Consider the following 13,915-nt stretch of genomic DNA (forward strand, 5'->3'; position numbering starts at 1 on the left):
AATTCAGATTGATTATATAAGTGAAAGTACAAATCAAATAAAAAAAAGAGTCCCGTTCTAGTACTAGAACGGGACTCTTTTTCCAGGCTGTGGAGAAAGTCTTCTCTACAGCCTGTTTTTGTGTCTGAACCTCTTTTTATGTGTCAACACTGATAAAAAAGAGGAAAAGGAGAGAGTTTTTATGATGGGTGCTTTAAAAAATCATCGTGATGAACGTGTATCTGTTTCTGTAGAAGAGTTGGTTCCACAAGATCATTTCCTTCGTGCGATTGAAGCGACAATTAGTTTTGATTTTATTGAAGAGAAATTACGCCCTTATTACTGTGAAAACAATGGACGTCCGTCAATCCATCCTATCGTTTTATTTAAAATGATGTTTATTGGATATTTTTACGGTATTCGTTCGGAGCGTCAATTGGAAAAAGAGATTAAAACGAATATCGCCTACCGTTGGTTTTTAGGGTTTTCTCTATCAGATACTATTCCAGATCATTCTACAATCAGTTGGAATCGCCGTACCCGCTTTATTCATACAAATATTTTCGAAGAAATTTTTGATGAGATCGTGAGGCAAGCGACAGAGCACCGGATGGTGGGAGGACGTGCGCTAATGACAGATTCTACGCACATTAAGGCCAATGCCAATAAGAATAAATTTGTACATAAATATAAAAAAGAAAAAGCAAAGTTTTATATAGATGAGCTAGAAGCTGCGGTAATCGAAGATCGTAAGGTACATGGAAAAAAGAATTAAAACCTAGAGAGGAAAGTGATACCCCTACCAAAAAAACTCGTATAAGTACCACGGATCCAGATAGTGGATTTTTAATGAGAGATGGAAAACCGAACGGTTTTCATTTCTTAGACCATCGTACGACTGATGCGAAGTACAATATTATTACAGATACCTATGTAACGGCTGGAAATATGGCAGATTCCGAGCCATATTTAGCACGCCTCCAAGCTCAAATTGATAAATTCGGGTTCAAAGTAGAAGCTGTAGCTCTTGATGCAGGCTATTTTACGAGCTATATCTGTAAGAAATTATCGGAGAGAAATATATTTATGGTGATGGGGTATCGCCGATTTGGAAAAAGAAATAAAGAAGTACCAAAAAGCCAATTTAAATATGTAGAAGAAATGAATACATTCGTTTGTCCGATGGGGTGTATTTTAGAGTATGCGACAACGGATCGTGAAGGATATCGTAAATATAAATCGAAGCCAGAAGACTGCGCTGTTTGTCCGCTACGTGAGGTATGTTTTTCAAAGAAACAAAAACAAAAAGTTATCACTCATCATATATGGGAGAAATATAAGGATATCGCTAGAAAAAACAAACTAACAGTTACAGGGAAAAAGTTGTACAAAGTACGCTGTTCAACTATAGAGCGAAGCTTTGCAGACGCCAAAGAACTACATGGCTATCGATATGCTCGATTTCGAGGGCTGAAGTCTGTCCAAATGCAGGCTTATCTCACCGCAGCTTGTCAAAACATGAAAAAAATAGCCCTCCATCTGACCAAAAAAGGTCTGGTGGAGGGCTATTTTTGGTTCTGGTGCAACAAAGCTAAACGATTTGAAAATGTTCTTTCAAACTTGGCCATACTGGTACTACTACTTAAAAAGGTGTGTGATCAGTATGGAAAAAGAAAATATATTCAAATGGAAACATTATCAGCCTGATATCATTGTATTAGCGGTACGTTGGTACCTACGGTACAACCTCAGTCTTCGTGATTTGGTGGAAATGATGGAAGAAAGAGGATTACCCTTGGTCCATACAACGATTATGCGATGGGTTCATCAATATGGACCTGAATTGAATGAGCGTATTCGAAAACATTTGAAACGAACAAATGATTCCTGGAGAGTAGATGAGATATACATCAAAATCAAAGGCGAAAAAATGTACTTATATCGTGCGATTGATTCCGAAGGAAACACAATTGATTTTTATTTGAGTAGTAAACGAGATGCCAAAGCCGCCAAGCGATTTCTAAAGAAAGCCTTGATTTCTTGTCATGCCACAGGACCTCGTTCTATAACTGTTGATGGAGATAAAGCCTATCCTGTTGCGATAAGGGATCTAAAAGACGAACAGTGCATACCACACGGTATGCCACTTCGTGTGAAAAAATATTTAAACAATATCATTGAACAAGACCACCGGTTTATCAAAAAACGGATTCGGAATATGCTTGGATTGAAATCATTGCATACAGCTACAAAAATGATTGCTGGAATAGAAGCTATGCATGTGGTCAAAAAAGGACAAACTATCCAAGGGGAGAAGTCTGTCCAAAGGCAGATATATCTTATCAATGAACTCTTTGGTTTAACAAACAGCATAACGTTCAATTCCGCTAGGAATCTTTTACTCTTCTTTCATATCCCACTATTTTTGCACCAGAACCTAAAAACGTGGTATATTTACATATATACAGTTTATGTGTGTAAAATGGTTGCTTTACTAGTTATCCATTCAGGAAAAAGAGGCCCGTTCTGATACTAGAACGGGTCTCTTCTTTTAGTAACTCACTTTTTTTAACTTGATTTGTATTTTCGCTTATATAATCAATTAGAGTTGGAATTGTATGAACAGATACCTCGTCAGGAATTTGAATACCAAATTCCTGTTCAAAATTCATAATGGATTCAACAACATCGAAATCCAATAAGCCTAAATCGTTCTGTAAAGGAGTTTGTTCATTAATCAATATCGGGGAAACAAAAAAATATCCTTATTTTAGAATTAAGGATATCCTTTTCCATAATATTTCAGTTATTTGTGAAGTTAATTGTATGATATGCAATAGACCTTGTGAGTAGTTTTTTATTTTTTTCGTAAATATGCTGATTCTTATTTAAAATCGTTAACGGCTGTATCCTTGATTACACGAACAATCGGCATGCTGGTCATAATTGTTGGTATCATTTTGATTATAGTTGCTATTATATCCTTGATTATACATATTGCTCGTATTCTGACTATAATCGCTAGTATAACTTTGCCCATACATAGTACCCGTATTTTGGTTGTAATTGCTAGTATAACCTTTCATACAGATCAATTCGATGCTTTCTACATAAAACGTACCTTCGGCTTCTCCAATTTCAATTCGTACACGATCGCTTTCCGGGAATATCTCTACTGTTTTTGTCATATATCCTTCTTCACAAGAAGTGAACTTCAGGGTTTCCTGATGTCCATTACAATCCATCATCGTTACATACCCTTTTCCAGGTCCTTCTTTTTTGGCAATCACACGTAACACATATCCATGATGATCTTGGGCATGCAGATTTTGAGATACCCCGGCACTCCAGTTTGATAGAACTAATACAGAAGCGCCATCCATTTGTTGTACCGCTACCTTTCCAGTTGCGTGCCATCCCAGTAATCCTTGTGTAAAGTCACCATTTTTTATGACATTTCGTGCATCATATAAATAGCGTGCTTGCACTATACGTACCTTTAAATTGGTATATAAATCATAGTTCATACCTGGAATATCTGATAACCACTCATGGTGTACATATGGAATCGACTGTACCAGCCGATCAGCGTTTTGAATATGATCTAAAGTAATATGATGGTGTAACTCTTGCTCATTTGTAAATAATGCATCTACTGCCAGTTTTGCTGGATCATAGGCTTCTTGTGTTTCCATTCGCTTTTTTTCCATGTGTTGATTCCATTTCTTTTCCTTATGTTTCACATGTGCCAATGCTTCGCCTGTTAGTGGTCCTTCTTCAATGACTTCTAAATTCCCTAATGTAGCGTATCCATCTGGATTGGAAATTTTAAATAAGATACAGATACCTAAGTTTGTATTTATATCTAATTCTCCAGTGTCAATATGGAAATCAAATGGATGACGATCGTGACACTTCACATGCTTTTTACCTTGATTGGACTGGCATGCATACCTATCAGGAGCATATCCATCTGTTGGTGTAGGATACCCTTGGGACGGTGATTCACAGCGATGAGCATCTCCACATGAAGGGCTAGGCTGCATATAGGCCAAATCATTTGGAACATCCATAATGGCATCAATTTCTTTCCCATAACGTGTTACCACTAATGTTAAATCTTTGCTACTTCCCACAAACCCTCTTACTCGATAACGTGTATATGGTTTTAATTTGGATTCATCTATTTTTTGATAGATATAAGTTGGGAATATGCTTCCATATATGTCTCGTGCTCCAAGTAACTGAAGAAAGTTCCCTTTAAAAATAGGATTATTGGATCCTATGATAATATCATTATTGAATGTCCAATCCTTTCCAGCTAAGTCCCCAAAGTCACCATTTTGGAGTAAATTTCGAGACTGACTAAGTTGTTTTGCATGTTTTACTTCATCCCATAACATCGTTTTTTCCTGTGGATTTTGTTCATCTGACATACATTCTATAGAATTTGCCACTTGATCTATTTCATAATCTGTCGTTTCTATTTTCAACGTATTTTTCGTGCCACTTGTAAACATATGATTCACTACCTTTTCTACTTATTTTTCGAACAGCCTTACCACCTAATTCAGTATATATTTTGTTTTATTTGACAAATAAACTATTTACAATCTCTTTTTCCAAGGATTGTACTTTTTCACATTTACATTCACATACGCCTGCGCTTGGGTTGTATTGACAATCAGTACATTTTTTAAGTTGGACATCACTTGGGATGAATTCAATTTTGTCGAGAATCACATTTACATCTGATTGAAAACTATTCGCTACCATGTCCAGATATAACTGATTTTCACCACCGGGTAATGGAGGTGTGATAATTGAGAGTACAGCAAATTGGAAATCATTATATTTTAAATCGTTATAATTTCCAGAGTAAGTTTTTTCAAGCTCTACAAACTGATTTGAATTCCAGCCGCTTTTTTGAAGAAATACACTAAAATAAGCAGCTTTATCTGCCGCATATCGAAAACGAATGCGGTAACTTTGTCCCTCAGTTGAATTATAAATATTCAATCGAATTCCGCCACCTGCACTTTCTCCGTTATAAGCCTCTCTTGGTTTTAAAAAATGGATTAAATCCCCACCGGTATTAGTGCCTTTTATTACATGGGAGCTATAAGTAGAAGAATTGCTAAGGTAATAACCTTTCACCGCCGGTATTTGTGAAATTCGATTGGCTTGAATTTCATTTCGAAACTGTGAACTTTTATGTCTCCAACCATATACGTTAATTCTGGAGCTGTCACTGTCAAATCGCACACATGCCGCATTAGATAATTCATGAGAGTAATCCAGAGGATTAGGTACTTGAGAACGAAAACCGGGTAACATAGATTCAAATGTCGTTAAGCCCTGCCCAACAGGACTATTTGCATTATACACATCAATAAAACGACTAGTCCCGTGAAATTCTGCACGTGAAACACGATACCGCCGAATTCCAGGGCCTACACCCGGACCCGCGTCTATTACCGCAACCCTTGCATCTGATTTAATTCTAAATGTATGACTGATTGAATTAAAATCATGTACATCATTACTCGTTGTTCCAGATATACGTTGCAAAATATCGGAACTCCCTGTATACCTTTCATAATGACGAGTTCCTCCCCAGCCGCTAAGATAATTCACAGGAGTCGCGCCTGTGTACGTTATCAAAGCATCACTAAATATATCTATATTATGGGAAAGATTAGTAACTAAACCAGGTCCCCGTGTTCCAGTAGCTTCTAGAGTATTAAAATAACTTGTAAAATTCCGATCCCAACCCGTATGTCCCACTGGATCTGTATAAATTTCCCTAGTTAACTCTGCATTTACTTTTTCAGGATATAAACGCGGATCATAGAATGGGAATAACATGACTAAATCTAATGCATTTATTGTTAAATTTGTACGGTAACTATTAAACTTTATCCACTGGCTAGAAGTTGAACCCCTAAGATTGTTTAAGCCCTCATGATATGTCGTTGCACAATAATCCGAATAATTCGCAATCCCAACTCGTAACCTTGCGTAATTACATTCAATAAGCTCTTGGCTATACCCCCACTCCTTCCCGTATATAATAGAATCTCTTAACAGACTTAAATGTAAAGTCGCTGCATAAACATATGACGGTAACAATATAGGTCTAACATTTGCTTGTTTAAACAACGATAAACTATCTATTAAAAAATTATCAGTTGTAGTAAACTGTGATGTTAATTCCCTTAGATCATCAGCATCACGAGTTTTCTCCCACGTCTTCAATCTCGTTATATATAAATCAAAAATGTTCTTCAAACTGTCTAATTTGGCCGCAGCTTGATTCCTTGTATTTGCATCTAATGTTTGATTTATAAGCTCTTCAACCATATCCCTCGAAGCATCCCATTGATTCCCAAATTCTCCCCATAAAAGACTTACTACTGGACCTCCAATAGCAGATATTATGCTTCCTATAGGTCCTCCCAGAGCTCCTATTAGTGCGAACCCTAATTCCAAAGAAATTTGCATAACAGATTCTATATTTGATGGCGATATGAGTGAATGACATTCATTATTAGTTCCTTCGCACTCATTTAGCCAATCTTTATAGTTCGTATTTCGCATAGGTATTTGTGGATTATTTGCTATTGGATACCGTGGATAACGATTAGACATATTAAAGTTTTTTTGTGAAGCATTCAATATTTTATATTCATTTTTATTTTCATATGAATTCACCTTTTTCACTCCTCATGTATTTTCTATTTTTAAGATACCTAGTAAGTGTATTCCAGATGTCTATTTATATGTTCGTTGCCCCTATGTATTCCTATAATAATGTTTCTACAAATAAACCCATTATATTTGGTGAGGTATTGAAATATAAAAAAGACGAAAAATTCCTAGACAGGGCTTAGCAATTAAAGGTGCATTTAATTAAAAGGATTCGCTATTTATAGCGAATCCTTCTGTTTTTGTGCAAATAATGACGAATCAAACGTTTGTTTAAAAATTAGGTTCTGGTGCAAAAATAGTGGGATATGAAAGAAGAGTAAAAGATTCCTAGCGGAATTGAACGTTATGCTGTTAAACCAAAGAGTTCATTGATAAGATATATCTGCCTTTGGGCAGACTTCTCCCCTTGGATAGTTTGTCCTTTTTTGACCATATGCATAGCTTCTATTCCAGCAATCATTTTTGTAGCTGTATGCAATGATTTTAATCCAAGCATATTCCGAATCCGTTTTTTGATAAACCGGTGGTCTTGTTCAATGATATTGTTTAAATATTTTTTCACACGAAGTGGCATACCGTGTGGGGTTCTGTTGCAAAGTTTTCTAAACGAAATTAAAATGTAAGAAAAATGATTCGAGGAGCATGATGCATGAGATATTTTAAAGGAAAACAGTTCAAGAAAGATATTATTTTGGTAGCCGTCGGCTACTACTGTCGTTTTTCTTTAAGTTATCGAGATGTATCTGAACTTTTGAGAGAACGTGGAATATCGGTTCATCCTACAACCATTATGCGTTGGGTGCATGAATATGGCAATTTGATCTATCAAATTTGGAAGAAGAAAAATAAATCAGCACATTTCGCATGGCATTTAGATGAAACCTACATCAAAGTCAAAGGAGAGTGGTGTTATCTTTATCGTGCGATTGATCGAAAAGGATACACCTTGGATATTCAACTTCGTAAAACAAGGGAACATCAAGCCGCTTATATGTTTATGAAAAGGTTAGTGAAAGCTTTTGGAGAACCAACAGTTCTCACAACAGACAAGGCTCCAGCTCTACTTTGTGCGCTCAAAAAACTGAAAAATAATGGTTTTTATGTGCATACGAAACATTGTACTGTTAAGCATTTCAATAATCTCATCGAACAAGATCATAGACATATCAAGCGACGTTTTGTCAAATCCGCAGGATTTCAAAACCTCCGCCATGCTTCACGTACAATCAAAGGAATCGAAACCATTCATGCCCTTTACAAACGAAGGCGAAGTTTTTCACAAGACTTCGCCTTTTCGGCATACCAGGAATTACAACAGTTAATGATGATGGCTTAAATTCTATCCCTAATGTATCGACCTATGTATACTTTTTTTAAACTTTGCAGCAGAACCCGGATGTTTATATCTGTAATTTTGTAATGTATGATATCAAAAAGTGAAGTAATAAGTTTTATCAATACTTGACAAGTTAAAAAATAGTGGATATGCTTTAACACGAAACGAACAAAAAATTTAAAATATTAATAACCTGTTAGGTGAGGCTCCTATACAAACACAGGCTATTGCCCAAAAATATCGAAAGATGCCAATGGGTAGAACAGGAATTGTCGGATTAAGGCTCTTCTTAAGATAGCTAAGTGATGAATGATTCATTCATCCTTTACGTTGTATAGTGCCAAAACTCAACTAGGGGGAATGAGCTTTATTTAGCTATGTCTTTTTTAAATCTACCTCCTTTAGTTGAATCACTAGAGGAGGTTTTTTATATACAAAATTTTATTTGTAATAAGTCTCTTATAAAAGGGGGGAAAACTAATGATTGATGATATTGATCCCATATTTATTAAGAAATATGTTTTCCCTGAAGTGGGAAATGATAACAAGTACCATTGTCCTTAAGGAGGATTTACGATGAAAAAATGTTTAAAACAATTATTAACGACAAAAGACATACACTTAGTGCAGGAGCTTATAAAAAACCAATCCTATGATATTGCAATGGAAATGAAAGGTTTTCAACATAAAGATCAGATATCTTTAATGAAATGTTTTCCTACTGAAAAAGGTGCGAAAATTCTCAGTTACCTTACACCAGAGGAGCAATATAATATTTGTACCAATTTGCCTGTGGATAAAGGAGAAGAGCTATTAGCTAGGCAATCTATTGATGACCTTGTTGATGTAATTCTTTCAATTCATCCACTTCAGGCTGAAAAACTTATACAACTTTTGTCTGAAGAATCTCAACAAAGAATTAGAAGTCTGCTGGTTTTTCAATCTGGAACAGCAGGCAGTTTGATGACAATTGACTATATTGCTGCTAGGGAAAATTGGAAAGTAAAAGATACGCTGTCGCATATTAGAAAAATTGGGGCAGGGGTTGAATCAATTTCGTATATTTATGTTCTGGATACACGTGGTCAGCTTAATGGAATTGTTTCTATTCGTGAATTATTGCTAGCTTCCGATGATAAGACTTTATCATCGATAATGGCATCAGATGTTATTTCAGTTTCAGTGAGCCTAGACCAACAGGAAGCCGTACAAAAACTAATGGATTATGATTTATCCGCTATACCTGTAACAACGATGGATAATCGGATGATAGGTATTATAACCTTCGATGATGCAATGGATGTTTTCGAAGAAGAAGCAACTGAAGATATTCAAAAATTAGGTGGGAGCACCCCCTTAGATAAGCCATATTTCGAAACCTCTATTTGGCAAATATACCGTAAACGTATAGGTTGGTTATTACTTCTGTTTGTAGCAGAAGCATATACTGGTTCTGTACTTCGACATTATGAAGAAACATTGACTCATGTAGTTGCACTGGCTTTCTTTATTCCGTTGTTAATTGGAACTGGTGGAAATACAGGTACACAGGTCGTAACTACATTGGTTCGAGCTGTAGCTCTAAATGAGGTAAAATTTAAAGATATATTTCGTGTTATGAAAAAAGAAGCATTAGTAGGCCTTTTACTAGGGCTTACATTAGCCGTGGCAGCATTAATTCGTGCGTACACTTTAGGAGTAGGTACAGAAGTCGCGCAAGTTGTAGCTATTACTGGATTGTTCATTGTTATTTGGTCGTCCATTGTTTCATCTGTATTACCCTTGATTTTAAATAAGTTAAAGTTGGATCCAGCTGTTATCTCAGGTCCGTTCATAACGACATTAGTCGATGGAACGGGGTTAATTCTGTACTTTACCATTGCAAAAATGTTACTAGGGTTATAAGAAATTTATATTAAGTTTTCTATACCTAAGTTCGTTCCCGCAAAGTTTGTAGACAAACTCGTTGGAAGTATAGAGAAAGAGAGAATAGAAATGAAAATAGTATTCAAGTTATTGGAATATCCGTTGGTGTTTTCGCTTATCATTACAATTGTATTTGGAATTTTGATGATGTATAGTGCTAGCTCAATTGTTGCGGTTAAAAATTATGGCTATAGTAGTTTTTGGTTGCTAATAAGAGGGAACTTATAAATAAAAATTACTGATTATGGTGAAAATAATACTATTTAAGTGCTATTGAACTTCTAAAAATTTGAAAATTGAGATTTATTATAAAGATGTAGTTTTAAAATTATTTTTTAAAAACAGGGGGATTCTATTTATTAGGATAGGGGGTAAATTTGTTGAGATCTAATAAAAAATATTTTTATAATCAGGAAATATTAAGCAAAAATTATAAAATGCTAATTGAAATTGCAAAAAGTGATGTTGAATCAACGTTAGATTTTTTTAAAACAACGTCTCAAGGGCTGTCTTACGAGGAAGCTACTAAGAGGCTTGAAGTGTATGGAGAAAATAAAGTAGTTTCTCAAAAAAGAATAAAATGGTATATAACATTATTTAATTCTTTTAGAAGTCCGTTTATTTCTCTTCTAATTATATTAGGGATGTTATCTTTTTTTACCAATGATATAAAAGGTACTATTATTGTGGGAATCATGGTGACGTTAAGCGTATTAATTCGGTTCATACAAGAAATTCATTCTCAGAAGTCTATAGAAAGATTAAAAAATCTTGTATATGAAAAGGTAACTGTTCTCAGGAAGGGAAATATTCCTTATAAAGAAAATAAGAGAACTTTATTGGAGGAAAGTGGAAAGGTACAAATTGGTCTTGAGGATCTTGTACCAGGGGATATTATAGAATTATCTGCTGGAAATATTGTGCCTGCAGATGTACGAATTATCTCATCAGAAAATTTACTGGTAAATCAATCATCCCTAACAGGAGAAGCATTGCCCGTTGAAAAATCAAATCAGTATTTCCATATGTACAAAAAACGTAAAATTAGAAAAATCCAAAATCTAATTGAATTAGAAAATCTCTGTTTTATGGGAACTCATATTATAAGTGGTACAGCAAAAGTAATAGTTGTAGGTACTGGAACAGATACTTACTTTGGTTCAATAGCAAAGAATCAGGTTAAGCTGAACAAGAAATCTGATTCTAAATTCGATAAAGGGGTAAGCAAAGTTAGTTGGCTATTAATTAAATTTATGATCATCATGCCTCCTATTGTCATGATAATCCATGGGGGTATTAATGGGAATTGGTATGAGGCTTTTTTATTTGCAATTGCTATAGCAATTGGACTCACTCCAGAAATGCTTCCAATGATTGTAACAGCTAATTTAGCTAAAGGCTCTATTAATATGAGTAAAAAAAAGGTACTGGTAAAACAACTATCTTCTATTCATAATCTTGGAGCTATGGATATTCTCTGTACTGACAAAACAGGCACGTTGACAGAAAATAAGATGGATTTGGTACGCCATACAGATACAAATGGAGAGAAGTCGGATGAGGTTTTAAGATTAGCGTATATAAATAGTTACTTCCATACAAATTATAAAAATGAAATTGATTTATCAGTTATACGTTATGTAAAAGATAGTAGTAAATATGATCTGTCTCAACACTCCAAAATAGATGAATGTCTATTTGATTTTGATAGAAGAAGAGTTTCAGTTGTTATAGAAAAAAAAGCTAACGAACGAATAATGCTTTGTAAAGGTGCAGTTAGAGAAGTTGTATCAATTTGTAGTTTTATAAAAGAAAATAATAAGATAATTCCTATTACAGATGAAATCCAGCGTAGAAATAAACATCTAATTGAACTCTGGCAAGAGCAGGGGATGCGAGTTGTTGCAGTTGCATATAAGCAATTAAATAATGATAAAGTGGGAAGTTATTCTATAAATGATGAATTAGATATGATACTCGTTGGATATGTAGGTTTTTTAAATCCACCCAAACAATCGGCTATCGCTGCACTTCATACTCTACAAAAGAAAGGAGTACAAGTGAAAATTTTAACAGGTGATAACGAGTCCGTGACAAGAAATGTATGTAGGAAAATGGGCTTGTATATAGGAGAACCAGTACTGGGTTATGAAATTGATAGTCTTCCTGATAAGGTATTAGGAAAACTTGCAAGTAAAACAAGTGTGTTCGCAAAACTAAATCCTAGTCAAAAATTCCGTATTATAAAGGCACTTCAAATGAATGGTCATACAGTTGGGTTTATGGGGGATGGAATTAACGATGTGTTTGCCTTAAAACAGTCTGACGTTGGTGTATCTATCCATACAGCAGATGATATTGTTAAAGAGAGTTCAGATATTATACTTATAGAAAAAGACTTACATGTTTTAGAAGATGCTATAGTGGAAGGACGGACAACGTTTGGAAATATACTGAAGTATATTAAGATGACAGCAAGTTCAAATTTTGGAAATGTATTAAGTTTATTAATTGCTAGTGCATTTCTTCCTTTTCTTCCAATGCTACCAATTCAAATATTATGTCAAAACTTACTATATAATCTATCCCAACTTTCAATTCCGTGGGATAAAGTAGACAATGAATTTTTAGTAAAACCAAGAAGTTGGGATACAAAAGATTTATTTCGTTTTATTATTTTTATTGGGCCGGTAAGTAGTGTTTTTGATATAATCATTTTTATCGTAATGTGGAATGTATTTGGTGCAAATATTCCTGAGATGCAATCCTTATTCCAAACGGGTTGGTTCGTAGTAGGGTTATTAACACAATTATTAATTGTGCATATGATTCGTACTCAACATATCCCTTTCCTACAAAGTACGGCTGCTAGGCCAGTTTTGATACTTACAGGCTTAGTTATGTTTATAGGGATTTCCCTTCCATTTACCAGTTTAAGTAATCAAATTGGTTTAACTCCACTTCCATTTTATTATTTTCTGTGGTTATTGGGAATTTTAACAATGTATGCTCTAGTTACTCAATTTATAAAGAGAATATACATTAGGAAGTTTAATCGGTGGCTATAAAACTAAAAAAGTCAATCAAAAACAAGTGTTACTAAATACTACATCTTTTATGGAAAAAGAGTTAAAGGTTAATTCTAATAGGGGTCAAAACTTAGAAGTTGTAATTATTATGTAAACAATTTAAAGGAATTATAAAAATCAAATTTCTCAGAATATAGAAATTTGATTTTTATTGACAAGATTTAATTGTAGAGTCTGTTTAGTCGTTGATTATTTTATCCCGAATTATCTGTATAAATTCGCTAAGATTTTTGCTTTGAATATTTCTGATGCCCACTCTTTCGTTTTTATTCCAAAAAAGTATACTGGGTACACTAAATAAATTCTTTTTTTCCTTCAGTTTTGATATATTTTCATAAAAATATTCATTAACCCATGGATCACCAACTAAATCAGGACCGTAAAAAAATAATCTTTTATTTGTAGCAATTAATACTCCAGGGCGTACAGGATGCCTAAATTCAAAAACGTCTAAAAATCCATGTAAAAAATCTAGAACTTTTTCATCTGAAGATAATATTGTCTGGGCTTGGTCTAAAATATTTTGCATTGTAGGACTCCTTTATTATCTAATATAAATTGATTATATCGGAAAATTTATAGGATTTAAATTAATTATCCATAATATGAAATTTTGTATTTTTTGAATATTTTTAACAAAAACAATTGATTGAATATTCGTCATAATTACATAATTCGAAATTAATCAATGAATAAATAGACTCTACAATTTAAAGTTAACGAAGAGGTCAATTTAGTTATTCAAAAAATAGTTCAATAACTATATGAAAATTTGTTGTGGTAAAAATCCTTGTTATTGTAGTAAATATGTTCATCTATCCTGTCCTTTTTACCTTATAAAATGTATGACATTATATTCAATCTTATAAATATA

At 34.1% G+C, this 13,915-nt stretch carries 6 protein-coding genes, 3 pseudogenes and 1 riboswitch; of the genes and pseudogenes, 5 read left to right on the forward strand and 4 right to left on the reverse strand.

Features of this window, described 5'->3' with window-relative positions:
• Window positions 1-181: 181 nt before the first annotated feature.
• Together AC241_RS33825 and AC241_RS29735 are read left to right on the forward strand one after the other, a co-directional pair.
• Window positions 182-1,554 (forward strand): annotated as a pseudogene (locus tag AC241_RS33825) (IS1182 family transposase); the annotation flags it as partial.
• An 88-nt stretch (window positions 1,555-1,642) separates the two neighbouring features.
• Window positions 1,643-2,344: pseudogene (locus AC241_RS29735) on the forward strand (IS6 family transposase); the annotation flags it as partial.
• 532 nt (window positions 2,345-2,876) lie between these two features.
• Here AC241_RS29735 and AC241_RS29740 read toward each other — a convergent pair.
• From AC241_RS29740 to AC241_RS33830, 3 genes and pseudogenes are all read right to left on the reverse strand, one after another.
• Window positions 2,877-4,499 carry a hypothetical protein gene (locus AC241_RS29740; protein WP_050845420.1) on the reverse strand — a complete coding sequence of 541 codons (1,623 nt, stop codon included), beginning with the start codon at window positions 4,497-4,499 and terminating at the stop codon, window positions 2,877-2,879.
• Window positions 4,500-4,566: 67 nt separating this feature from the next.
• Window positions 4,567-6,693: an insecticidal delta-endotoxin Cry8Ea1 family protein gene (locus tag AC241_RS29745; RefSeq protein ID WP_050845421.1), complete on the reverse strand. Its 2,127-nt coding sequence runs from the start codon at window positions 6,691-6,693 to the stop codon at window positions 4,567-4,569.
• 340 nt (window positions 6,694-7,033) lie between these two features.
• Window positions 7,034-7,273, reverse strand: a pseudogene (locus AC241_RS33830) (DDE-type integrase/transposase/recombinase); the annotation flags it as partial.
• A gap of 66 nt (window positions 7,274-7,339) precedes the next feature.
• On the opposite strand from AC241_RS33830, the gene AC241_RS29750 reads away from it, so the two are divergent.
• From AC241_RS29750 to mgtA, 3 genes are all read left to right on the forward strand, one after another.
• On the forward strand, window positions 7,340-8,026 hold the full coding sequence (locus AC241_RS29750) for an IS6 family transposase (RefSeq protein WP_050845422.1): 687 nt from the start codon (window positions 7,340-7,342) through the stop codon (window positions 8,024-8,026).
• 185 nt (window positions 8,027-8,211) lie between these two features.
• A riboswitch (M-box (ykoK) riboswitch) is annotated at window positions 8,212-8,392 on the forward strand.
• Between the two features lie 210 nt (window positions 8,393-8,602).
• Window positions 8,603-9,931 (forward strand): magnesium transporter, encoded by a 1,329-nt coding sequence (mgtE, locus tag AC241_RS29755; RefSeq protein ID WP_050845423.1) that lies wholly within the window; start codon window positions 8,603-8,605, stop codon window positions 9,929-9,931.
• Window positions 9,932-10,329: 398 nt separating this feature from the next.
• Entirely contained in the window at window positions 10,330-13,020 is a 2,691-nt protein-coding gene (gene mgtA, locus AC241_RS29760) for a magnesium-translocating P-type ATPase (protein WP_050845424.1), read from the forward strand.
• A gap of 199 nt (window positions 13,021-13,219) precedes the next feature.
• On the opposite strand, the gene AC241_RS29765 is transcribed toward mgtA, so the two are convergent.
• The gene (locus tag AC241_RS29765) at window positions 13,220-13,570 is read right to left on the reverse strand and encodes a PH domain-containing protein (protein WP_050845425.1); all 351 of its coding nucleotides are present in this window, start codon (window positions 13,568-13,570) and stop codon (window positions 13,220-13,222) included.
• Between the last annotated feature and the right edge of the window lie 345 nt (window positions 13,571-13,915).

Source organism: Bacillus thuringiensis, assembly GCF_001182785.1.
Lineage (GTDB): Bacteria > Bacillota > Bacilli > Bacillales > Bacillaceae_G > Bacillus_A > Bacillus_A thuringiensis_S.

What these genes read in the sequence shown, in the direction of transcription:
- AC241_RS29740 (WP_050845420.1), bottom strand. Translation starts at nt 4,499, where the DNA reads ATGTTTACAAGTGGCACGAAAAATACGTTGAAAATAGAAACGACAGAT.
- AC241_RS29750 (WP_050845422.1), top strand. Translation starts at nt 7,340, where the DNA reads ATGAGATATTTTAAAGGAAAACAGTTCAAGAAAGATATTATTTTGGTA.
- mgtE (WP_050845423.1), top strand. Translation starts at nt 8,603, where the DNA reads ATGAAAAAATGTTTAAAACAATTATTAACGACAAAAGACATACACTTA.
- AC241_RS29765 (WP_050845425.1), bottom strand. Translation starts at nt 13,570, where the DNA reads ATGCAAAATATTTTAGACCAAGCCCAGACAATATTATCTTCAGATGAA.